Annotated in this window: 20 protein-coding genes; 9 read left to right on the plus strand and 11 right to left on the minus strand. The window is 74.2% G+C overall.

Translation table 11 applies throughout. The features are described from left to right. Positions 1-39: 39 nt before the first annotated feature. Positions 40-1,140 (minus strand): GTP cyclohydrolase II RibA, encoded by a 1,101-nt coding sequence (gene ribA / locus EU555_RS00200; protein WP_245524067.1) that lies wholly within the window; start codon positions 1,138-1,140, stop codon positions 40-42. 204 nt (positions 1,141-1,344) lie between these two features. On the opposite strand from ribA, the gene EU555_RS00205 reads away from it, so the two are divergent. Beyond that, positions 1,345-1,887, plus strand: coding sequence for a cytochrome b (locus EU555_RS00205; RefSeq protein WP_135412443.1), 543 nt, complete (start codon positions 1,345-1,347; stop codon positions 1,885-1,887). 99 nt (positions 1,888-1,986) lie between these two features. On the opposite strand, the gene EU555_RS00210 is transcribed toward EU555_RS00205, so the two are convergent. Beyond that, entirely contained in the window at positions 1,987-3,924 is a 1,938-nt protein-coding gene (locus EU555_RS00210; RefSeq protein ID WP_135412444.1) for a M48 family metalloprotease, read from the minus strand. 7 nt (positions 3,925-3,931) lie between these two features. Further along, complete coding sequence (locus tag EU555_RS00215) at positions 3,932-4,501, minus strand: LemA family protein (protein WP_135412445.1); 570 nt, start codon at positions 4,499-4,501, stop codon at positions 3,932-3,934. Between the two features lie 143 nt (positions 4,502-4,644). On the opposite strand from EU555_RS00215, the gene EU555_RS00220 reads away from it, so the two are divergent. Both EU555_RS00220 and EU555_RS00225 read left to right on the plus strand, forming a co-directional pair. Next, complete coding sequence (locus EU555_RS00220; RefSeq protein ID WP_135412446.1) at positions 4,645-5,310, plus strand: PspA/IM30 family protein; 666 nt, start codon at positions 4,645-4,647, stop codon at positions 5,308-5,310. After that, positions 5,304-5,594 (plus strand): hypothetical protein, encoded by a 291-nt coding sequence (locus tag EU555_RS00225; protein ID WP_135412447.1) that lies wholly within the window; start codon positions 5,304-5,306, stop codon positions 5,592-5,594. The genes EU555_RS00220 and EU555_RS00225 overlap by 7 nt, the downstream gene beginning before the upstream one ends. Before the next feature lie 273 nt (positions 5,595-5,867). Here EU555_RS00225 and EU555_RS00230 read toward each other — a convergent pair whose 3' ends face one another. The 4 genes from EU555_RS00230 to EU555_RS00245 are packed head-to-tail and all read right to left on the minus strand — an operon-like array spanning position 5,868 to position 9,063. Continuing rightward, on the minus strand, positions 5,868-6,734 hold the full coding sequence (locus tag EU555_RS00230; RefSeq protein ID WP_135412448.1) for a methyltransferase: 867 nt from the start codon (positions 6,732-6,734) through the stop codon (positions 5,868-5,870). A 27-nt stretch (positions 6,735-6,761) separates the two neighbouring features. After that, positions 6,762-7,805: a glycosyltransferase family 4 protein gene (locus EU555_RS00235; RefSeq protein WP_425375073.1), complete on the minus strand. Its 1,044-nt coding sequence runs from the start codon at positions 7,803-7,805 to the stop codon at positions 6,762-6,764. Then, a complete protein-coding gene (locus EU555_RS00240) occupies positions 7,802-8,203 on the minus strand; it encodes a 6-pyruvoyl trahydropterin synthase family protein (protein ID WP_135412450.1) in 402 nt (133 codons plus the stop codon). Before EU555_RS00240 ends, EU555_RS00235 begins: the two co-directional genes overlap by 4 nt. 11 nt (positions 8,204-8,214) lie before the next feature. Then, complete coding sequence (locus tag EU555_RS00245; RefSeq protein ID WP_135412892.1) at positions 8,215-9,063, minus strand: zinc-dependent alcohol dehydrogenase; 849 nt, start codon at positions 9,061-9,063, stop codon at positions 8,215-8,217. A gap of 126 nt (positions 9,064-9,189) precedes the next feature. On the opposite strand from EU555_RS00245, the gene mdoH reads away from it, so the two are divergent. Continuing rightward, positions 9,190-10,974, plus strand: coding sequence for a glucans biosynthesis glucosyltransferase MdoH (gene mdoH / locus EU555_RS00250; protein WP_135412451.1), 1,785 nt, complete (start codon positions 9,190-9,192; stop codon positions 10,972-10,974). A 92-nt stretch (positions 10,975-11,066) separates the two neighbouring features. On the opposite strand, the gene EU555_RS00255 is transcribed toward mdoH, so the two are convergent. From EU555_RS00255 to EU555_RS00265, 3 genes are all read right to left on the minus strand, one after another. After that, entirely contained in the window at positions 11,067-11,567 is a 501-nt protein-coding gene (locus EU555_RS00255; protein WP_167858403.1) for a GNAT family N-acetyltransferase, read from the minus strand. A 188-nt stretch (positions 11,568-11,755) separates the two neighbouring features. Then, positions 11,756-12,871, minus strand: a complete 1,116-nt coding sequence (locus EU555_RS00260) for a D-alanine--D-alanine ligase family protein (protein ID WP_135412453.1) — start codon at positions 12,869-12,871, stop codon at positions 11,756-11,758. Between the two features lie 94 nt (positions 12,872-12,965). After that, on the minus strand, positions 12,966-13,865 hold the full coding sequence (locus EU555_RS00265; RefSeq protein WP_135412454.1) for a LysR substrate-binding domain-containing protein: 900 nt from the start codon (positions 13,863-13,865) through the stop codon (positions 12,966-12,968). 262 nt (positions 13,866-14,127) lie between these two features. Between EU555_RS00265 and EU555_RS00270 the strand changes: the two genes are divergently transcribed. The 3 genes from EU555_RS00270 to EU555_RS00280 all read left to right on the plus strand — a co-directional run bounded on the left by EU555_RS00270 (position 14,128) and on the right by EU555_RS00280 (position 18,941). Then, positions 14,128-15,408, plus strand: a complete 1,281-nt coding sequence (locus EU555_RS00270; RefSeq protein ID WP_135412455.1) for an allantoate amidohydrolase — start codon at positions 14,128-14,130, stop codon at positions 15,406-15,408. Positions 15,409-15,454: 46 nt separating this feature from the next. Beyond that, positions 15,455-15,868: a DUF3830 family protein gene (locus tag EU555_RS00275; RefSeq protein WP_135412456.1), complete on the plus strand. Its 414-nt coding sequence runs from the start codon at positions 15,455-15,457 to the stop codon at positions 15,866-15,868. Between the two features lie 238 nt (positions 15,869-16,106). Further along, a complete protein-coding gene (locus tag EU555_RS00280; RefSeq protein ID WP_135412457.1) occupies positions 16,107-18,941 on the plus strand; it encodes an ATP-binding protein in 2,835 nt (944 codons plus the stop codon). 101 nt (positions 18,942-19,042) lie between these two features. Here EU555_RS00280 and EU555_RS00285 read toward each other — a convergent pair whose 3' ends face one another. Beyond that, positions 19,043-19,945 (minus strand): beta-keto acid cleavage family enzyme, encoded by a 903-nt coding sequence (locus EU555_RS00285; protein ID WP_135412458.1) that lies wholly within the window; start codon positions 19,943-19,945, stop codon positions 19,043-19,045. A gap of 158 nt (positions 19,946-20,103) precedes the next feature. Between EU555_RS00285 and EU555_RS00290 the strand changes: the two genes are divergently transcribed. After that, positions 20,104-21,054, plus strand: a complete 951-nt coding sequence (locus EU555_RS00290; protein ID WP_205820726.1) for an acetamidase/formamidase family protein — start codon at positions 20,104-20,106, stop codon at positions 21,052-21,054. Positions 21,055-21,058: 4 nt separating this feature from the next. After that, positions 21,059-21,682: a flavin reductase family protein gene (locus tag EU555_RS00295; protein ID WP_135412459.1), complete on the plus strand. Its 624-nt coding sequence runs from the start codon at positions 21,059-21,061 to the stop codon at positions 21,680-21,682. Positions 21,683-21,696 lie beyond the last annotated feature (14 nt).

Raw genomic sequence — 21,696 nt, forward strand, 5'->3', positions numbered from 1 at the left:
CCGACGCACGGTGCCCGCGCGGCGATCACGCGTCGACGATCACGCGTCGAGGCACGCGAAGGCGTCGAGGTCGAGGGCGTGGCCGGCCCGGTCGCGCTTGGCGGTGAGATAGCGGATGTTCTCCGGCGTGACCCGGCCGAGCGCCCGCTGGGTGTCGACCACCGTGAGCCCGGCGGCCTCGAGGCTCGCGGCCTTCTCGGGATTGTTGCTGAGAAGGCGCACCTGGCTGACCCCGAGCGCCTTCAGCATCGCCGCCGCGAAGTCGAACCGGCGCTGGTCGAGGCCGAAGCCCAGGGCCTCGTCGGCCTCGTAGGTGTCGAGCCCGCGGGCCTGGAGGTCGTAGGCGCGGATCTTGTTGGCGAGCCCGTTCCCGCGGCCCTCCTGGTCGAGGTAGAGCACGATGCCGCCGCCATGCTGCGCCATCCAGCCGGCGGTGCCGCGCAGCTGGTCGCCGCAATCGCACTTGAGCGAGCCGAACAGGTCGCCGGTCAGGCAGGCCGAGTGCAGCCGCACCGCTACCGGCCCGGACAGGTCAGGCCGGCCGATCACCACCGCGACCTGGTCGCGCAGGCCCTCGCCGCCGCGGAAGACCACGAACTCGCTCTCCGGCGCGCTCGCGAGCGGCACCGGCGCCCGGCTGACCGGATGCAGGGACGCGGCCTGCCGGGCCGGGTAGCGGGCGACCGCCTCCGCGGCGACGCTCAGGGTGCCGGGGGGCGCGGCCTCGCCCGGCACCACCAGGACGGCCGGCAGCACCTGCGCGAGGGCCATCAGGGCAAGCGCCGCCTCGTCGCCGGGGGAGGCCGGCGCGACGGGTGCGTCGATCCGCCCGTCGAGGCGCAGGGCCAGGGCCTCGATCCGCGCGGCGTCGATCACCGGCAGGGCGACGGCGCCGGCTTCCACCCGTTCGGGCAGGCCGAGGCGGCGCAGGCGCGGCCCCGGCAGGACGAGGCGTGCGCCGGTGCCCGCCAGCGCCGCCAGGGCGATCTCCCTGTCCGCGTCGAGGGCTTCGGCGGAGAGGGCCAGCACGGGATCGCGGCCGCGCAGCAGCACGGGGCGTCCGGCGCGGACCTCCATCAGCGCCCGCTCGACTTCGACCTGTTCCCGGCCCGCGGCCGGGTCTAGACTGTGACTCTGCATCGTGACCGACATCATCGACCCTGAGAGAGGCGGCCCGGCGCCGTCGCGTCGGGCCGTGAACCGTAAGGAAGAAACGGTGGGGGGAAAGCGCCACGGTTCGACGCCGGACCGCATGTGGTGCGTCCGGCCCCGCTTCGCCGCGGATTCCTCGATCAACCTTTCGCGATTGTCCAGGACGTCCATACACCCCGGGAGTGAGGCTACATGACGCCGCGCCGCTACGCTCCATCCCAGAAGGTCCTGCACTGGATCATCGCGATCCTGATCTTCGCCCTGGTGCCGATCGCGCTCGCCATGGCGAACCTGCCGGACGGCGGGCTGAAGAACGCGCTCTACGAATGGCACAAGTCGTTCGGGCTGACCGTGCTGGCGCTGGCGCTGGCCCGCCTCCTGGTGCGCGCCTCCCGCGGCGCCCCGCCGCTGGTCGACGGCCTGCCGGCCTGGCAGCGCCGGGCGGCCCGGACCTCGCACCTCGCGCTCTACGCGCTGATCGTGCTGGTGCCGATCCTCGGCTGGGCCGGCACCTCGGCCTGCTGCGCCCCCGTCATGCTGTACTTCACGCTTCCCCTCACCCTGCCGATCTCCGGCGGCATGCCGGTCGGCGAGGCGATTCTGAAGGTGCACCAGGTCGCGGCCTTCACGCTGGTCGCCCTCGTCGCGCTGCACGTCGCGGCGGCCCTGCACCACCACCTGGTGCGGCGGGACGGGACGCTGCGGCGGATGCTACCGGGGGGCGGGGAGGGCTAAGCAGAGCCGCATGGCGCAACTCTGCTTAGCTCCTTGTTTTTGCATCATTCTCACCGCCGAACCGGTGACCGCTTCGGCGAATGATGCTTAGCCGGACGCTCACGTCGGCGGTACGGTCGCCTTCCGGTCCATCCGGTCGCGGGCGGAGCAGGTCACGAAGTCCTCGGGGCTGTTCGCCAGCAGGGTGAACTCCGCCCGCCTGACCGGCGGCAGGCCCGCGGCCCAGCGCGGATCGCCGAGGCGCTCGCGCAGGCGCCCGATCGCCCGCTGGTGCGACGGGGACGCGAAGGACCGGCGCATCATCGCGAGGCCCGGCTCGCCGAAATACCGGTCGACCGCGTGGACGATGGACTTGCGGCTCGAGAGATAGTCGTCGAGCGGCCTGTCGCCGGCCTCGGGGCCCGCCGCCGCCGTCTGGACGGCCTGGGCCTCGGCGCCGGCCAGCCAGCGGCCGATGTCGAAGGCCCCGTCGCGGCGGGGCGGCGCGTCGACCGCGTGCAGCCCCCCGTCCCCTCGCGCGTAGCCCTTCGTCCGGAAGCAGCGCCGGGTCCGCACGGTCTCCGCCTCCGTCGCGGGCGACGGCGCGCTGCCGAAGGTCCCGTTCGGGTGCATGGACAGACCGGCGGGAGGCTCCGTGAGCGCCGCCAGGAACCTGCCCACCGATCCCGACGTCTGGGCCGCCGCGAGGTCCCGGGCCGGCGCGGCGTCGCATCCGACCGGCCTGTCGAGGCCCGTCGCCCGCAGGGCCAGGCCGACAGAGCTGAAGGCGGCGTTGCAGACGAACTCGCGTCCCACCACCGCGAGCAGGATGCCGGCCGGACGCGGGTCGAGGGCGGCGGCGAGCGCGGCCGGACGGTGCAGGTCGTGCCGGTGCATGCCGAGGAACACCGCGACGGCGAGCACCGCGCCCAGGGTCATGACCGGCGTGAAGCCGAGCCAGTTGCGCGCGTCGCCGGGATCGACGAGATCCGGCGTCCCGCGCTCGGAGGCGGGGGGCGCCGCCCCGAACACGCCGGTGCGGATCGCGCAGGCGGCGCGGTCGCGCTGGTCCGGGCTGCGGGTGTCGCGCCGCTTCGGCGCGTTCAGGGCCATCGACCCGGTGACCGCGACGATCACCGCGATGCGCCGGGCGATGGTGGGGTGGGTCGCGAACCCGCCCTCGCTGGCGCCGTCGATCATCATCGCATCCTGGCCGGGCGGCAGGTGGTTGAGCCGGCTGCGGCCGTCGATCCGCCGGAGCGCCGAGACGAGCGCCGCCGGGTTCTGCGTCGCCTCGACCGCGCAGGCATCGGCGATGAACTCGCGCGAGGAGGAGATCATGAGCCGGATCAGCCGGCTGCCGCGGATCGCCGCCTGCCCGCAGATGCCGGCGATCAGGATGAACACGAACAGCGGCGGCAGCACCGCCATGATCACCGGCAGGGAGAGCAGCGCCCCGACCTGCTGGCGCCGCGCCGCCGGCGGCCGCGCCAGCCAGCCGACCAGGCGCAGGCCGGCATCGGCGGCGGCCAGGAGGCGGATGTCGCCGTTGACGATGTGGGCGAGCTCGTGGGCCAGCACGGCGGCGAGCTCCTCGTCGTCGAGGGCGTCGATCAGCCCGCGGGTGACCACCACGACGGCGTCCCGGCGGCCGAGGCCGCACGCGAAGGCGTTGAGCGCCCGCGCCTCGATCACCCCGACATAGGGGGCCGGCAGCCCCATGCCGATGGCGAGCGGCTCGACGAGGCGGCAGAGCCGCGGCTCGTCGGCATCGTCCACGAAGGCGAAGCCGGTCAGCCGCTGCACCGACCGGACGTGCCGCATCAGGTGCAGGGCGAAGACCGCGCCCGCCGCGAGCGTGACGAGCGGCACGTAGCGCCGCGCGTAGCCGCCCCAAGCCGTGACGGGCGCGTGGTCGGGATCGACGGCAAGGAGCGGCAGGAGCAGGAACAACGCCGCCCCGACATTGATCGCCAGGATCAGGCCGCCGAACAGCGCGATCGAGCGCCGGTCGTTGGCCCGTACCCAGCCGAAGAGGCCGTTGACCCTCAGGACCATGGCGCCCTCACAGCTTGACGGCGCTGGGCTCGTCGATGAGGACGCGCTCGAGGCCGAGGTCGAACGGCGTCCGGGGCTCGAGATTGCGGTGGCGGGCGACAAGGCTGCCGGGGAACTGGCGCAGGGTCGCGCCGTACTCGCCGACGGCGAGGTTGTAGAAGCGGCGCGCCGCCGTGATGCGGTTCTCCGCGCCGACGAGCTCGTCGCGCAGGGCGCAGAAATGGCCCGAGGCGAGAAGCTCGGGGTAGCGCTCGGCCACCCCGATCAGGCTGGTGATGCTCTGCGTCAGGTCCCGCTCGGCCTTCAGCCGCGCCTCGGGGGCGATTGCCGCCGCCGCCTCGGCCTGGGCCCGGGCGACGCCGAGCAGGATCTCGTGCTCGTGGCGCGCGAAGCCCCGCACCGTCTCGACGAGGTTGGGGATCAGGTTCTGGCGGTGCTTCAGGTGCACGTCGATGTCGGCGAAGGCGGTCTCGCAGCGCTGGTCGAGGGCGACCAGGCGATTGTAGGTCGCCACGACGGCGAAGACCGGCAGGACGACGAGTCCGGCGAGCGCGATCAGCAAGATGGTCGATGACATGGCCTTCCCCGCGGGTTCTGTTCGACTGTCTGCAGACGAGGCCGATGCAGACAATTTTATGAGACCGGTTGTATCGCGGTCGCATTAAGCTGGACTTAATGTCGGAAATGTACATGCATACCATGACTTGATCGGAGCATCGAATGGCTGAGTCGATCCTTAACCGCATCGCGCGCATTGTCTCGGCTGCGGCCGAAGACTCGGTCGATCGTCTCGAGAAGGCCGGCGGCGAGGCGGTGATGCGCGAGGCGATCCGCGAGGCGGACCGCGCCGTCGACGAGGTCGTGACCGAGCGCGACGCGGTCATGGCGCGCCGCCTCCAGGCCGCGCGCCAGCAGGTCCTGCTGGCGAAGCGGGTCGAGGGCTTGGCCGAGAAGGCGCGGTTCGCGGTCGACAGCGGCCGCGACGACCTCGCCGAGGCGGCCCTGTCGCAGCAGCTCGACTTCGAGGCCCATGCCCGGACCCTCGCCGCCCTGCAGGAGGAGGCGCGCCAGGAGGAGGCGCGCCTCGATGCGGGCGTGGCCGCGCTCCGGGCGCGCAAGGCGCTGATGGAGGACGCGCTGTCGGCGTATCTCGCCGCCCGGCGCGAGGCCGCCGTGCCGGAGGCGGCGGGACCGCATCCGGCGGGCGAGGCGGAGCGCCGGATCGAGGCGGCCGAGCAGGCCTTCGCGCGGGTGATGGCGGAAGCCGCCCCGCCGCGGACCGACGCAGGGGCCGCGGCCGGCGTCGCCGAGATCGACGCCCTGCAGCGCAGCGCCGCGATCGCCGGGCGCCTCGCCGCCCTCAAGGGGCAGAGGGCCGCATGGTGATCCAGAAGCCCCCGGCGCATCTCCTGCGCCCCGATCCGCTCGCGCGCCGGGCGCAGGAGCTGCGGGCGACCGCCGCCAGCGGCGCCGCGCTGGCCCGGACCGGGGGCCATTACCTCCGCGGCCTCGTCTGCTGGTTCTTCGCGCTGATCTGGGGCTTCGCGGCGCTCGCAGCCGGGCTCTTCGGCGACCTGGGCACCCTCATCGGCGTCGGCGCCATGGCGGCCGGCATCGGCTGGATGGGCCGGCGCAGCTTCGCCCGGGCGCGGGACGCCCGCGGGGCGTGATCTCAACGGGGCGACCCGGACGGATCGTCCCCGGGGCGGCTAAGCAGAATTGCATGCACGGGTACACGACAGCGGGGTTTCGAGGTAGCGTCAGCCCCTCTCACCCGCGACCTCATCCTGAGGTGCTGCTGCTTGCAGCAGCCTCGAAGGAGGGCGCCAGGGATCGCAGCGCCGCCTGGAGCCCTCCTTCGAGGCCCGCTACGCGGGCACCTCAGGATGAGGTTTGAGGGTCGGAGGTTCGTGACCGGTCGTTCGCGACCGGCGGAATGATGCTCAGGCGGGTGCGTCGTGCCGCCGGTTCCACCCTGGCGGCACCGCCAGGAGATCCCGATGCCCGATCACCGCCCCCGTGCCGGACGCCCGCCGCGCCGCGGCCCAGGCCGCGGCGTCCCCGGGCGGGAGCCGCCCGGTCTCCTCGGCCGCCCGCGCCGTGCCCTCGGCGAGCTGGCGCAGCAGCGCCGCCTCACCCGGGCTGAGCCGCCAGGGGCTCGCGGCGGTCTCGACCGCATAGCCGTGGCGCCGGAAGGCCGACGCCAGCGCCTCCGTGGCGCCCGGGCCGGCGGCGGGCCCAAAGCCCTTGTCGCCGGCCTGGTGGGCCAGGAAGGCGGCGTGGATCGCCGCATCGGCCGGGTGGGGCGGGGTCCAGGTCTCGCGGCCGTCATACGTGAGGGCGGTGTAGAACACGGCGCCGATCGCAGCGACCGCCTGCGCGACGGCGGCGATCCAATCGTCCGAGGCGAGGTCGAACAGGGCCGCCGCGGTGACGAGGTCCGGCGCGTCCCTGAGGGCCGCCGCCGGATCGGCCGCGAGGTCGAGGGCGCGGAACCGCACGGCGATCCGCGCGCCGTCCCGGTGCAGGATCAGTGCGTCCCCCGCCGCCTCCGCCTGCCCGGCCCAGGCCGCGAGGCGCGCCCGCGCGGCGGCGAGCAGGGCCGGGTCGTGGTCGACGAGCACCCAGTCCTGCGCCGGGCCGAGATGGGGCGCGAGCGCCCGCAGGTTCGAGCCGGTGCCGCAGCCGAGATCGACCGCCAGCACCGGCGCAGGCAAGGCCCGCTTGAGCGCGGCGACGAGGCCGGGATCGCGCGCCGCGTGGTCGGCGGGCTCGCGCAGGGCGAGCCAGTCGGGGCTGAAGCCGCTCATCGAAGGCTCCTGCTCATCGAAGGCCTCTCATGGATTCCTCAGGGCGGCGGCGACCGCCGCCGCGGTGGCGGGCCAGTCCGGCAGGCGCCGGCCCGCCTCCCAGGACGCGGCGGCGGCCTCGGCGCGCAGGTCCGCATCCGCGATCAGGCCGCGCAGGGCGGCCGCGAGGGCGGGCGCGTCGCCGGGCGGCACCGCGATCCCGGCGCCTGCCGGCACCGTCTCGGCGGCCGCGCCCCCGGTGGTGGCGACGAGCGGCAGGCCCCGGGCCAGGGCCTCGGTCAGGGCCATGCCGTAGCCCTCGAACACAGAGGCCGAGACGGCGAGGTCGGCCTCGGCGTAGAGCCGGTCGAGGGCCTCCGGCGTCACCGCGCCGGCGAGCGTGATCCGGTCCCGCAGGCCGAGCGCCGCGATCCGCCCGCGCAGGGACGCCGCGCAATCCGGCGCCCGGTCGAGGCTGCCCGCGATGGTGAGCGACCAGTCGAGGTCGGCGAGGGAGGCGAGCGCCTGCACCAGGACGTCGTAGCCCTTGCGGGGCGTCACGGTGCCGACCGAGAGGAGCCGGAGGGAGGGGCCCGGCCGCGGCCGCACCCGGGCGGCGGGGGCGGTGCCGGGCTCGGCGACCGTGAGGCGCCCCGGCGGCACGCCGAACGCGTCCGCGAGCATCCGGGCGGTGAAGCGGCTCGTGGCGACGACGCGGGAGGCCTGCGCCAGGGCCGCGCGCTCGCTCGCGATCAGCGACGCGGCACGCCCGGGCGCAAGGCCGGTCTCGTAGCCGAGGGGATGGTGCACCAGGGCCGCCACCGGCCGACCGGCGGCGCGGATCACCTCCGGCGGCAGCGCCCCGTAGGCGAGGCCGTCGACGAGGAGGCGGGTCTCGGCCGGCACCGCGGCCAGCAGCGCCGCGGTGCGGGCGAGGTCGTCGGCGCTCGGGTCCGGGAACCCGCCCGGCAGGGGCAGATGCGTGACCGCGACGCCCTGCGCCGGCAGGTGGGCGAGGAGCTGGCGGGCATAGGCGTAGCCCCCGGTGGGGGCCGCGAGGTCGCCCGGGACGGCGAGGACGAGGCGCATCAGGCGACCGGCGCCTCGAACCAGGCCCGCGCGAGATGGGATTCGTGCAGGGTGACGCGGATGCGGCTCACCCCCTCGCCGCCGGGCCCGAGGGCGCCGGCCCGGGCGGCGGCGGCCATCGCGCCGTGGATGTGGCCGCACAGGAACTCGGTGGTGGTGTTCCGGCCCGCAAATTCCGGCAGGTCGTCGAGGTTGCGGTAGTTGAGCGGCGCCAGCACGGCCTTCAGCGCCTCGCCCGCCCGGCCGATATCGACCACCACGCCGTCCGCGGTCAGGCTGTCGCGGAAGAACGCCACGTCGACCACGAAGGTCGCCCCGTGCAGGCCCTGCGCCGGCCCGAACAGCGCACCCTTGAAGCTGTGGGCGATCATCACGTGGTCGCGGACCTCGACGGCGTACATGCGGGCTCCTGTCAGTAGCGGATCACGGTGCAGAGGCCCGGCGCCCCGGGGGCGAGGAGGCGGCCCAGGGCGGCGGGCAGGGCGTCGAAGGCGACCTCCTCGGTGAGGAGGGCGTCGAGGCGGTCGTCGGCGAGGAGAGCGAGGGCCTTGAGCAGGCGCCGCCGGTGGCACCAGCGCGGCCGGCGCGAGGCCGCCACCGCCCCGACCTGGCTCGCGACGAGGCGCAGGCGCTTGGCGTGGAAGGCGAGGCCCAGCGGCGCCGCGACCGCCTCGTCGCCGTACCAGCTCAGCTCGACGATGGCCGCCTCCTCGCCGGCGAGCGACAGGGCGAGGCGCAAGCCCGCCTCGCTGGCGCTGGCGTGGAAGACGATGTCGGCCTCGGGATTCGCGGCCTCCGGCAGGCGGAAGGGCAGGTCGAGGGCGCGTGCCACCGCCGCGCGGGCGGGATCGTGGTCGATCAGGCTCACCTCGGCCCCCGGCAGGCCGGCGCAGAGATGGGCGACGAGGAGCCCGACCACGCCGCCGCCCACCACGGCGATCCGGTCCCCCGGCCCGGCGCCGGAGTCCCAGACGGCGTTGAGCGCCGTCTCCATGTTGGCGGCGAGCACCGCCCGGCGCGGCGGAAGGCCGGGCGGCAGCGGGCAGAGCGCCGCGCGGGGGGCATTGAAGCCCTCCTGATGGGGCTGGAGCGCGAAGACCCGCTCGCCGCATTCGGTCTCGCCGACCGCGCAATAGCCGTACTTGACCGGGAACGGGAACGCGCCCTCTTGCGCCGGCGCCCGCATCCGACCGGCCACCGCGTCGGGCACCCGGCCCTCGAAGACCAGCCGCTCGGTGCCGCGGCTCAGGGCCGTCCACAGGGTCCGCACCCGGACCTCGCCCTCGCCGGGGGCGGGCAGGCGCTCATGCCGCAGCTCCGCTTGCCCGGCTGCGCTATACCAGAGCGCCCGCACGGCGTCCGCCGTGCCGCTCCCGGATACTTGACGATGCCGCAAACCGACTCCTCGGTCGTCGCCCTCGCGGACGGGTCCGCCCGCGCTCCTCTCACGACGCCGACGGGCCTGCAAGCCTGCATCACCCTGCGTCGCCGCCGTCTCCTCGTGCTCGGTCTCACGCTGGCCACCGGCCTCGCCTTCGCGGCGGCCCTCGGCGCGGTGCTGGCGCAGGACGGGCTCGATGCCCTCGACCTGGCGCTCCTCGCCTGCGGCGTCGCCACCCTGCCCTGGACGGTGCTGGGCTTCTGGAACGCCGCGATCGGTGTCCTGCTCCTGCGGGCCGGCCGCGCGGGCTTGGTTTCGGCGGCCCCGCACGCCCCGGCGGGGGAGGGCGACACCCCGCTCCATCTGACGACCGCCGTGGTGATGACCCTGCGCAACGAGGACCCGGACCGGGCGCTCGCCCGCCTCGCCCTGGTGCGCGAGAGCCTGGAGCGCACCGGCCACGGCGACGCCTTCCGCTACCACGTGCTGAGCGACAGCGACGCGGCGGGCGTGATCCGGGCGGAGGAAGCGTGGGTCGCGGCCTGGCGCGCCGGCCTGCCCGAGGCAGCGGCCGCCCGGATCCACTACCGGCGGCGGACCGACAATGCCGGCTACAAGGCCGGCAACCTGCAGGAATTCTGCGCCCGCAGCGACGCCGACCTAATGCTGCCCCTCGACGCCGACAGCCTGATGACGGGTCCGGCGATCCTGCGCCTCGTGCGGATCATGCAGGCCCATCCCCGCCTCGGCATCCTGCAGAGCCTGGCGGTCGGCGCGCCGGCGGGCAGCGCCTTCGCCCGGCTGTTCCAGTTCGGCATGCGCCACGGCATGCTGCCCTACACGCTCGGGGCCGCCTGGTGGGGGGCGGAATGCGGCCCGTTCTGGGGCCACAACGCGCTCGTGCGCATCGCCCCCTTCGCGGCCCATTGCCGGCTGCCGCCCCTGCGCGGCGGCGGGGCGGTCCTGTCGCACGACCAGGTCGAGGCGGTGCTGATGCGCCGGGCCGGCTACGAGGTGCGGGTGCTGCCGCTCGAGGAGGGCAGCTTCGAGGACAATCCGCCGACGCTCCTCGACCACCTCGCCCGCGACGCCCGCTGGTGCCGCGGCAACCTGCAGTACCTGCGCCTGCCGGGCCTGCCGGGGCTCTTGCCGATGAGCCGGTTCCAGCTCGCCTGGGCGGTGATGATGTTCCTCAACCCGCCCGCCCTGACGCTGGCGCTGCTGCTGCTCCCCTTGCGCGCCGCGACCCAGGACGGCGAGGCCGCCGGCGCCGCGGCGCTCTACCTCCTCTGGCTCCTGCTCTCCCTCGCCCCGAAGCTCGCCGGCTACGGCGCCGTGCTGGCGGACCGGGAGACACGGGCGGCCCATGGCGGGGCCTTCCGCTTCCTCGCCGGGGTGGCGGCCGAGGTCGCGGCCTCGTTCCTGCTGCTCGGCGCCTCGTCGGTGCGGCTCACCGCGGTGCTGATCGGGCTCCTCGTCGGGCGGGCCGGGTCGTGGACGGCGCAGGGGCGGGACGCCCGGGGCGTGACCTGGGGGGAGGCCGTCTCGGCGCTGCGCGGGGTCACGCTGTTCGGGCTCCTGGTCTGCGGGGCGCTGGCCCTCGTCTCGCCGGCGCTCCTCGCCTGGAGCCTGCCCCTCACCCTCGGCAGCCTGCTCGCGGTGCCGTTCTGCGTCCTGACGGCGGCGCCGGGTGCGGGCCGCGCGATGGCCAGGACCGGGCTCTGCGCGACCCGCGAGGAGATCGCGCCGCCGTGGGAGATCGCGCGGCTCGGTGGAGCCGTGTCAGGGTGATCAGGCTCGTTAGCGGGTGGGGAGGCTCTCGCCACCCGGTGCCGGGGTCCAACCCGGATCAGCTGGCATGTGCGAGGGGTGACCGAGGGCGGTCAGCGGCGATCTGCGGGGCTGAATGCCATGGCCGGATCGGGCCAGTGGAAGCGCAGCACCGGCCGTTCGCCCCCGCCGGGAGCCTCGTGCATGCTGCGCTCGACGAGCACGCCCCCACGCCGCTCGTAGAAGCGGCGGGCGGGCTCGTTCTGCTCGAAGCACCACAGGTAGATCCCCGAATTCGGGTAGGCGCTCAGCGACCATTCGGCGGCCGCTCCGAGCAAGGCGGTGCCCCATCCCCGTCCCTTTGCCCCGGGAAGGACGTGGAGGTTGTCGATCAGCGTGCCCCAACGCGCATCCTCCGCCCCGACCGCGCAGACGAAGCCGATGGGCTCGTCGGCGATCTCGGCGATGATGGCGGTCTCGTGCGGGTGAGCTTGCGCGAGGCGGGCGGCCCAGAGGCTCAGCCGCTCCTGCTCGATGGGCCCGGCGAGGAAGCCGGGATCGAGGATCGCCCGATAGGCGCTCCTCCAGCTCGCCGTGTGAAGGTGTGCAAGCAACGGCCCGTCGGCCGCTGTGGCGATCCGCATCCGCATGGCTGGTGTTTACGGACGGCGTGCGAGGTCCGCAACGGGGTGAGCGTACCCCCCTCGCAGGGGCACGCCCTCCGGTTCAATCCCGATCCGTCTCCTGTCGCCGTCTGCAAGCGGCGAAAGCCGGCGCCCCGCCCGTCCGACGGGGACGGTACTCACCCCACGAATTCCCGCCGCAATCCCCGCCGCACCCGGTGGCGCTCCAGCGCCAGCGCGACGAGGCGCGTCAGCAGCTCCGGATAGGGCACGCCCGAGGCCTCCATCATCTTCGGGTACATGCTGATCGCCGTGAAGCCCGGCAGGGTGTTGATCTCGTTGAGGTAGAATTCGCCGCTCGTCCGGTCGAGGAAGAAGTCGACCCGGGCAAGCCCGCTGCATTCGAGCGCCTCGAAGGCCTGGAGCGCGAGCGCCCGCACGCGCGCCATCGGTTCCGGAGCGAGGCGGGCCGGCAGGTCGACGGTGGCGCCGTCGGGGTCGAGATACTTGGCGGCGTAGGAGTAGAAGTCGTGATGGGGCTGCGGGTTCAATTCGCTCGCGACGCTCACGAAGGGCGGGTCGCCGTCGAGCACCGCGACCTCGATCTCGCGGGCGTCGATGCCCTGCTCGACCAGCACCTTGACGTCGTACTGGAAGGCGTCGGCGAGCGCCGCCGGCAGGTCGGCCCAGTCCTTGACCTTCCGGATGCCGACGCTCGAGCCCATGTTGCAGGGCTTGACGAAGACCGGGAGCGTCAGGGAGGCCGCGATGTCGTCGAGGGAGACGGCGCCGCGCTCGTAGGCCTTCCGGGTGAAGGCCCGGTAGGGCGCGACCGGGATCCCGGCGAGGCCGGCGAGCCGCTTGGCGACGTCCTTGTCCATGCCGACCGCGGAAGCCAGCACGCCCGAGCCGACATAGGCCGTCTCGGTGAGTTCCAGAAGGCCCTGCAGGGTCCCGTCCTCGCAGAGCGGCCCGTGCAGGACCGGGAACACCACGTCGATCTCGGTGCGCCCCTGATCGCCCGACAGCGGCACCAGGCCGGCGCGCCCGTCGGCGCCTTGCGCAAGGCGCACCTCGGGGCTCTCCGGCGGGATCGCGAGCGCGGGGTCGCCGGTCTGCTCGATCCGGCGCAGGTCGTGGCGCTGCCAGCGCCCCGCCTTGTCGATGCTGACCGGGATCACCTCGAAGCGGGTGCGGTCGAGGTGGCGGACCACGGAGGCCGCGGATTGCAGCGAGACCTCGTGCTCGCCGGATCTGCCGCCGTACAGGACGGCGACGCGGGTCTTCTCGGTCATGCGCGAACTCTCGATTCCCCAGCAACCCTGGTCCGATCCCGCGCAAGGACCGCGCGGCGACCCTGCTTATCGCCCGATGAGGATTTCAGAAACCCTACGAGGCGGCCGGGCCGTCCGCCCGGCCGAACTCGCTGCGCATCAGGGCGAGGAAATTCTCCGCCACGGGCCCGGCCGGCACCCGGTGGAGGGCGCAGACGTCGGCGACCGGGGCCGGGCCGGCGAGGGGGCGGTAGACGATGTCCGGCCGCGGCACGATCCCGATCGATTCCGGCACCAGCGCGACGCCGAGGCCCGCCGCCACGAGGTTCACCAGCGAGGCGGACTCGACCACCTGCTGCACCAGCCGCGGCGCGAAGCCGGCGGCCAGGCACGCGTCCCAGAGGTCGCGCGCGAAGCGCGAATCGTGCAGCCGCAAGGACAGGTAGGCCTCGTCCCGCAGGTCGGCCAGGGTGATCGCGGGACGGGACGCGAGGCGGTGCCCCGCCGGCAGCGCGACGCCGACCGCCTCCGGCCAGGCCCGCACCACCCGCAGGGACGGATCGTCCGGCGGCCGGCGCAGGAAGCCGAGATCGGTGCGGCGGGCGTGGAGGGCCGCCGGCTGCTCGCCCGGCGCCATCTCGTGCAGGCGCACCAGGACGGACGGATGGCGCTCGCCGAACAGCCGGATCAGCCGCCCGAGGGGTCCGGCCAGGATCGAGCCGGTGAGCCCGATGTCGAGGGTGCCGGAGCGCCCGGCGCCGATCGCCCGGACCTCCGCGCAGGCCGCCTCGACCTCCGCCAGGATGGCGCGGGCCCGGGCCAGGAAGGCGGTGCCCGCCGGGGTCAGGGCGACGCGCCGGCTGGTGCGCCAGAGTAGGGGCGTGCCGAGTTCCGCCTCGAGGTCGCGGATCTGCTGGCTCAGCGGCGGCTGCGACACGCCGAGGCGCTCGGCGGCCGCGGTGAAGCTCAGGGATTCCGCCACCGCCACGAAGTAGCGCAGATGCCGCAGCTCCACGGTGAACACTCAGAGCAAGGGTGATCACTCGGATGGCCGACCGGCCGGGCGGATCCAGACGAAAAACGTCTGAATCATACGCAACCGCGTATTGGACGTCCAGCTTGGCCATCGCGATGGTGCGGCCTCGGTCCGGACAGGACGGATTTCTTCGCGATCCCGAAGGCACCGAGCGACGCGAGGCCCGGACGGCGCGGTCCAGGCGGCTGGACAGCACCGGCCCCCTTCCATACCCCAGGGGCAATGATCGGACTCGACCGCCATGCAGCATGATCGGCCCGTCACCGGCACGACCCTCGGGGCGGGGGTGATGGCGCGCCTTGCCGATCTCGCGCGCTTCAGCGCCGATCCCGACGGGCTCACCCGCCTCTACCTCACCCCCGCCCACAAGGCCGCCGCCCTGCAGGTGATGGCCTGGATGGAGGAGGCGGGCCTGGAGGCCCGGCTCGACGCCGCCGCGACCGTGGTCGGGCGCTACGAGGCGGCTTTGCCGGGCGCCCCGACCCTGCTGCTCGGCTCCCACATCGACACCGTGCGCGATGCCGGCCGCTACGATGGCAATCTCGGGGTGGTCCTGGCGATCGCGGCGGTGCGGGTGCTGCACGAGGCGGGCGAGCGCCTGCCCTTCGCGATCGAGGTCCTGGCCTTCGGCGACGAGGAGGGGGTGCGCTTCCCCGTCACCCTCACGGGCTCGCGGGCGCTCGCCGGGCTGGTGCGGCCCGACTGCCTGGCGGCGCGCGACCACGACGGCGTGAGCCTGGCCGAGGCGCTGCGGGAGTTCGGCTGCGACCCCGCCGGCCTGCCCCGCCTCGCCCGCGACCCGGCCTCTTTGCTCGGCTACCTCGAGGTCCATATCGAGCAGGGGCCGGTGCTGGAGGATGCGGGCCTGCCGGTCGGCATCGTCACCGCCATCGCTGGGGCGAGCCGCCTCGCGGTCACGGTCGAGGGGCGGGCGGGCCATGCCGGCACGGTGCCGATGCGGCTGCGCCGCGACGCCCTGGCGGCAGCGGCCGAGATGGTGCTGGCGGTCGAGGCGGAGGCGCAGGCGACCCCGGACCTCGTCGCCACGGTGGGTCAGATCGAGGTGCCGCGGGGCGCCGTCAACGTCATCCCGGCCCGCACCGCGTTCAGCCTCGACCTGCGCAGCCCGCGCGACGCCGTGCGCCACGCCGCGCTGGCGCGCCTGCGCGCCGCCTGGGAGGACATCGCGGAGCGCCGCGGGGTCGCGGTGCGGGCCGAGGCCGGCTACGACGAGCCCGCCGCGCCCTGCGCCCCCTGGCTGATGGAGGCGGTGGCGGCGGGCATCGGCCGCCTCGGCCTGCCGCCCGCGCCCCTGCCCCCCTTGCGCCTGGCGAGCGGGGCCGGCCATGACGGCCTGGCGCTCGCCGGCCTGTGCCCGATCGGCATGATCTTCGTGCGCTGCGCCGGCGGGCTCAGCCACTCGCCGGCCGAATCGATCACCGAGGCGGATGCCGACGCGGCGACGCGCCTGCTCGTCGACATCCTGCGCCACCTCCGGCCGGACACCCCGGCACGCCCTTGAGCCGGATCAAGCCTCCATCCCTGAGCGTCAACCAGGAGAAACCCCCGTGAAGGAACTGAAGATCAAGGCCGGCCCGTTCGACCTCGTCGGCCGGCTCGAGCTCGAGAAGGCGCCCCAGACCTGTGCGGCCTTCATCAAGGCGCTGCCCTTCGTGAGCGAGGTCATCCACGTGCGCTGGAGCGGCGAGGGCGTGTGGATGCCGCTCGGCGACCTCGATTTCGGCGTGGGCTACGAGAACCACACCAGCTATCCGGCCCCGGGCCAGATGATCCTGTATCCGGGCGGCATCAGCGAGACCGAGATCCTGCTCGCCTATGGCGGCGTGCACTTCGCCAGCAAGGTCGGCCAGCTCGCCGGCAACCACTTCCTGACCATCACCACCGGCCTCGAGCACGTCTACGACCTCGGCCGCATGACCCTGCTCAAGGGCGCCCAGCCGATCCGCTTCGAGGCGATCTGAGCCGGGACGGTGTCCGGCCGCCGGAGCTGGCCTGACGTCAGGAATTGCCTGACTTGAGAACCTGCCTGACTTCAGGACATGCCTGGACGGGAGGAATGGAAACCGCGGGAGCCGGCGCCACCGCGGACTTTGGTCTCACACGATCCCCTTGCGGCGGGGCGGCGCGCCCCGTACGCCTGACGGACATTCCGCCCGGGATCCCGGGCGGGTGCGGGGGAGCCCGCGCAGGGCGCGAGAGATGAACCTGAAACGGTCCTACCGCAGTCTCGTCGGCGGCGTCTGGGCGGGCGTGCTCACGACCTGCCTGGGCCTCGCCACGGTCACGGTCTGGACCGACACCCGCGACTACGAGCGCACGATCCGCGATGCCCGCAGCACGGCCGAGGCGGTGGTGCAGGCGCTCGGCCAGGAGGCGAACCGCCTCGTCTCCTCGATCGACATGCTGCTCAGCGCCGCCAGCGCCCGGGTCGACGCCCACACCTTCGGGGCGAGCCCGCACTACACCCGCCAGATCGTCTCCGGCCTGATGGCCCATATCCCGGCGGTGATGGCCGTGCGGGTGCTCGACGGCAGCACCAATGGCGTGCTGTTCGGGCAGGGCGGCGCCGGCAGCGAGGGCCGGCCCACCGATGCCGAGCTGGTGCGCTCCGCCCTGGCGGTGGGCCAGTCCGAGCTCGCGATCGGCTGGCCGACCCGGGTCGGGCCAGCCGATTCCTGGTTCGTCAGCGTCGCCCGCCTGGTGATGCCGCGCCCGGGGGAGACGCCGCTCGTCGCGGTGGCGGACCTGTCGCTCACCGAGCTGCAGCGGCTCTACGGCCAGCTCGACCTCGGGCCCAACGGCGCCATCGGGCTGTTGCGCAGCGACGGGGTGGTCCTGGTGCGCCACCCCTACGTGCCGGACAAGGTCGGCCGGAGCATCGCCGGCGGGTCGCTGATGCGGGCCGCCGCGGGGTCGGCCGGCGGCAGCTTCGACGCCAGCGCCTCGCCGATCGACGGCGTCTCGCGCTACGGCAGCTTCCAGCGCGTCACCGGCGCGCCGCTCCTCGTCACCACCGGCGTCTCGAAGGACGAGACCCTGGCGGCCTGGCGCGACGGCGTCCGGCAGGACGCCGCGGTGGTGCTCGGGATCAGCACGGTCCTGGTCGGGCTCGGCTTCGGGCTGACCCGGGCGCTGATGCGCCACCGCGACCTCGAGGCTGAGGCGAGGCGCGCCGCCGGCATGCTCTCGGCCGGCGAGGCGCGCTACCGGCTGCTCGCCGAGAACACCAGCGAGCTGATCGTGCTCGCCCACGACGATGGCCGGCGCAGCTACGTCTCGCCGGCCGTGCGGCGCCTGCTCGGCTACACGCCGGAGGAGGCCGCCGCGATGCGCCTGCGCGACTGCGTCCACCGCGAGGACCTCGCGCTCCTGGTGACCCAGGCCCGCCGCCTCGCCGCCGGCGAGACCCAGGTCAGCGTGGTCTGCCGCGCCCGCCACCGGACCGGATCCTGGGTCTGGGTCGAGGGGGCGTTCCGGCGGATCCCGGGCGCCGCGCCCGGCGAGCCCGCGATCATCGCGACCTTCCGGGACGTCGGCGAGCGCCAGCGCCACGCCCGGGCGCTGGAGGAGGCGCGGATCACCGCCGAGCGGGCGAGCCAGGCCAAGACCGACTTCCTGGCCTCGATGTCCCACGAGATCCGCACGCCGCTGAACGGCGTCATCGGCTACGCCGACCTCCTGCTGGCCGACCGCACCCTGCCGGGCCGGCACCGGCGCTACCTCGACCGGATCGCCTCGGCGGGCGGGGCGCTCCTCACCGTCGTCGACGACATCCTCGACTTCTCGCGCATCGAGGCGGGCGGCATCGCGCTCGCGGAGGTGCCGTTCGCGCCCGCCGCCCTCGTCGACAACGCCGCCTCGATCGTGCGCGGCCTGTCCGAGCCCAAGGGCCTCGCCCTCGACGTGGCGCTCGATCCCACGGTGCCGGACTGGGTCCGGGGCGACCCCGACCGCCTGCGCCAGATCCTGCTCAACCTCCTCAACAACGCCGTCAAGTTCACCCCCGCCGGCCGGGTCGCGGTACGCGTCGCGGCCGAGGGCGGGACCCTGCGCTTCTGCGTGTCCGACACCGGGATCGGCATCGCCCCCGAGCAGCACGACCGCCTGTTTCGCCGCTTCAGCCAGGTCGACGGCTCGATCCGGCGGCAATACGGCGGCAGCGGCCTCGGCCTCGCCATCTGCAAGGGGCTGGTCGAGCTGATGGGCGGCACGATCGGGGTCGAGAGCCGGCCCGGCGCCGGCTCGACGTTCTGGTTCCGGGTGCCACTGCCGGCCTGCCCGGCCCTGGCGGCGGAGGCCGCGGAGGGGCGGCCGGCGCCGGTCCGCCCGGCCCGCCTGCTGCTGGTCGAGGACGTGCCGATCAACCAGGACCTCGCCCGGGCGGTGCTCGAATCCGAGGGCCACCGCGTCGACGTCGCCGGCGACGGCGCGGCGGCGATCGAGGCGGTGCGGGCCAACCCCTACGACCTCGTGCTGATGGACGTGCAGATGCCCGGGATGGACGGGATCACCGCGACCCGCACGATCCGGGGCCTGCCCGGCCCCGAAGGCCGCGTGCCGATCGTCGCGATGACCGCCAACGTGCTGCCGGCCCAGCTCGAGACCTTCCGGGCCGCCGGCATGGACGGCCATGTCGGCAAGCCGTTCAAGCGCGCCGAGCTCGCCGCCGCGATCGCCCGCCACCGCGCCGATGGCGGCGGGCCCGTGCCGCTTCCGGCGCTGATCGACTTCGAGGCCTTCGCGCAGGCCCGCTCCCTGATGGGCCCGGAGCGGATCGACGGCCTGCTCGGGCTGCTCGCCGCCGAGCTCGAGCAGCGCTTCCGGGTGCGCAGCGGCGACCGCGCCGGCCTCGCCCGCGACGCCCACGCGATGATCTCGGCCGCCGGCCTCCTGGGCTTCACCGGCCTGTCCGACCTCTGCCGCGAGATCGAGGATGCCTGCCTCGCCGGCGCCGACCTGCCGGACCTCCAGCGCCGGATCGAGGCGGCGCGGGCGGCGGCGCTCGCGCAGATCGAGACGTTGCGGGCGGCGTGAAGGGCATCTCAGACAGTCGTTCGATCCCACCCACGACCTCGTCCTGAGGTTGCGAGTGGGACGAAGTGTTCTGACCCCCGGGCGGATCCGAAGCGAGCGCGTTACGTCGCCGAGCCCGGCGGAGATGCATTCCCATCCCGCTCCGCCAGATCCCGTCGCACCGCCTCCGCCCCCACCACCGTCCCGCCCGCCGCCTCGATCGCCCGGCGCGCCGCCTCAACCCAGGCCCGGTTGCCCCGCGCCGATCCCCACGGCGCATCCTCGAGCCCGACCCGCACATGCCCGCCGCGCGCCACCGCCGCCGGCACCAGCGGCAGGATGTCGACGCCGAGGCCCGCCACCATCCAGGGCGCGCCCGGCGCGCATTCGGCGAGCAGCGCCAGATGCGCCTCGAGATAGGCCTCCCGCGGCGGGAATCCCCAGGCGAACTCGTCCGAGAACATGAAGCGGTAGACCGGCACCGGCGGACGCGGCGCGAGCGCCGCGAGAGCCGCGCCGAGGCGGGTGAAGCCCGGCTCGTAGATGGCGTAGCCCGGGCGGATCCGGTGGGTGCGGGCGATGCGCAGGCCCCAGCGGATATCGGCCATCGGGTTCCGGTAGAGGAAGCCGCTCTCCTCGGCCGAGACCTCGTCGTAGCGCAGGAAGGTGGTCGAGCCCGGATCGCACACCGTCCACTCGATCAGGCCGCGCCGGGCCAGCTCCTCGGTATGGGCGTAGCGCTGCGCCGCGCTCGCGGCGTAATCCGAGCCGGCGAGGGGAATCGTCGGGTAGACGATCACGTCGGCCTTGGCGCGGATGCCCTCGATGATGCGGGCATAGGTCTCCCAGGCGTCGTTCTGGCGCCCGGTCGCCGGATCGTAGGCGTGGACGTGGACGATCGCCGCCCCCTCCGCCGCTGCCGCGAGCCCGTCTTCCACCACCTCCGCGACCGTGATCGGGATGCCGGGCTGGCGCTCGCGCCCCCACGGCCCGTTCAGGGCCGCCTCGATCCAGATCTCCGCCATGACCGGCCTCCCACGGATTTCGCGGCATCATGCGCCGGCGGCGCGGGCCTGTCTGCCATGCGGCGCGGCGCACGCGCGGCTCGGCTCTTGCGAGCGGTGCAGGTCTTGCAAGCGGTGCAGGCGCTGACAGACTCCGGTCCCGCCTCCGGGAGGATTCCTTGCCGACGCACCACGAGATCCCCGCCACGCCCGACACGATGGTGCTGGGCTATTTCGACGCTGCGCTGCCGCCGGTGCTGACGGTCGAGTCCGGCGACACCGTCACGCTGCACTCGCACCCGGCCGGCGGGCGGGCGACGCTGCATCCCGATCCCGCCCGCCACCCGGCCGACTACCTGGCGGCCCTCGACGCGCTCTCGCCCGGCCTCGGCCCGCACTTCGTCACCGGCCCGGTCCATGTCCGCGGCGCGATGCCCGGCGACGTGCTGCAGGTCGACATCCTCGACCTGAAGTTCCGCATGGACTGGGGCTTCGTGGCGATCCTGCCGCTGCTCGGTACCCTGCCGGACGAGTTCGAGGAGTACGAGACGATCCACCCGGACATCGACGCCGCGCGCGGCGTCGCGGTGCTGCCCTGGGGCACGGAACTGCCGCTCGACCCGTTCTTCGGCATCCTCGCCACCTCCCCGCCGCCGGCCTGGGGCAAGGTGACCTCGCCGGTGCCGCGCCGCTTCGGCGGCAACATGGACAACAAGGAGCTGAAGACCGGCACCACCCTGTACCTCCCGGTCTTCACCGAAGGGGCGGGGTTCTATGCCGGCGACGGCCACGGCGTGCAGGGCGACGGCGAGGTCTGCATCACGGCCCTCGAGACCGGGCTCACCGGCACGTTCCGGCTGACCCTGCGCAAGGATCTCGCCTTCGGCTGGCCCTTCGCCGAGACGCCGACCGACCTGATGGCGATCGGCCTGCACGAGAGCCTGGACGAGGCGATGCGCCAGGCGGTGCGCGAGATGATCCGCCACGTCACGGCCCGCACCGGGCTCACCCGCAACCAGGCCTACATGCTGTGCTCGCTCGCCGGGAACCTGCGCATCACCCAGACCGTCGACGGCAACAAGGGGGTGCACATGCTCTTGCCCAAGAGCGCGCTTCCCGGAGCGCGATGAGCGCATGGACCTGCATTTCGACGACCTTTTGCCCCGCGACCGCTACCGCCTGCTCACCGCGCTGGTGACGCCGCGGCCGATCGCCCTCGTGACCACCCGGTCCGCCAGCGGCACCGACAACGCGGCCCCGATCAGCTTCTTCCAGGTCCTCGCCGAGGAGCCGCCGATCGTAGTCTTGAGCTTCAACCTGCGCTCCGACGGCAACCAGAAGGACACGCCCCGCAACATCGCCGAGACGGGCGAGTTCGTGGTCAACCTCGTCGACGAGGGCCTGGTCGCGGCGATGAACGTCTGCGCCGCCGAGTTCCCGCCCGACGAGAGCGAGATCGCGGCGGCGGGGCTGACGCTCCTGCCCTGCACCGGCGTGGCGCCGGGGCGGATCTCCGAGGCGCCGGCGAGCCTCGGCTGCCGCACCCACACCGTCATCGACCTCTCGCCCGAGCGCCGGATCGTGCTCGGGCAGGTCGTGTCGCTGCAGGCCCGGGACGAGTTGTTCACCCCGGACGGGCGCCACCTGCGCGACGGCGCCTTCCTGCCGGTCGGCCGGCTCTACGCGGATCTCTACGCCCGCACCGGCGACCGCTTCGCGGTGCCCCGGGTCACGCCGGAGGAGGCGCGGAGGGCCTGAGGGTCAAGCCCGGC

This window comes from Methylobacterium nonmethylotrophicum (assembly GCF_004745635.1).
GTDB lineage: Bacteria > Pseudomonadota > Alphaproteobacteria > Rhizobiales > Beijerinckiaceae > Methylobacterium > Methylobacterium nonmethylotrophicum.

Bases quoted from the DNA above. Each gene is read 5' to 3' on its own strand.
- ribA (WP_245524067.1), bottom strand. From the start codon at position 1,140: ATGCAGAGTCACAGTCTAGACCCGGCCGCGGGCCGGGAACAGGTCGAA.
- EU555_RS00205 (WP_135412443.1), top strand. From the start codon at position 1,345: ATGACGCCGCGCCGCTACGCTCCATCCCAGAAGGTCCTGCACTGGATC.
- EU555_RS00210 (WP_135412444.1), bottom strand. From the start codon at position 3,924: ATGGTCCTGAGGGTCAACGGCCTCTTCGGCTGGGTACGGGCCAACGAC.
- EU555_RS00215 (WP_135412445.1), bottom strand. From the start codon at position 4,501: ATGTCATCGACCATCTTGCTGATCGCGCTCGCCGGACTCGTCGTCCTG.
- EU555_RS00220 (WP_135412446.1), top strand. From the start codon at position 4,645: ATGGCTGAGTCGATCCTTAACCGCATCGCGCGCATTGTCTCGGCTGCG.
- EU555_RS00225 (WP_135412447.1), top strand. From the start codon at position 5,304: ATGGTGATCCAGAAGCCCCCGGCGCATCTCCTGCGCCCCGATCCGCTC.
- EU555_RS00230 (WP_135412448.1), bottom strand. From the start codon at position 6,734: ATGAGCGGCTTCAGCCCCGACTGGCTCGCCCTGCGCGAGCCCGCCGAC.
- EU555_RS00240 (WP_135412450.1), bottom strand. From the start codon at position 8,203: ATGTACGCCGTCGAGGTCCGCGACCACGTGATGATCGCCCACAGCTTC.
- mdoH (WP_135412451.1), top strand. From the start codon at position 9,190: ATGCCGCAAACCGACTCCTCGGTCGTCGCCCTCGCGGACGGGTCCGCC.
- EU555_RS00260 (WP_135412453.1), bottom strand. From the start codon at position 12,871: ATGACCGAGAAGACCCGCGTCGCCGTCCTGTACGGCGGCAGATCCGGC.
- EU555_RS00270 (WP_135412455.1), top strand. From the start codon at position 14,128: ATGCAGCATGATCGGCCCGTCACCGGCACGACCCTCGGGGCGGGGGTG.
- EU555_RS00280 (WP_135412457.1), top strand. From the start codon at position 16,107: ATGAACCTGAAACGGTCCTACCGCAGTCTCGTCGGCGGCGTCTGGGCG.
- EU555_RS00285 (WP_135412458.1), bottom strand. From the start codon at position 19,945: ATGGCGGAGATCTGGATCGAGGCGGCCCTGAACGGGCCGTGGGGGCGC.
- EU555_RS00295 (WP_135412459.1), top strand. From the start codon at position 21,059: ATGGACCTGCATTTCGACGACCTTTTGCCCCGCGACCGCTACCGCCTG.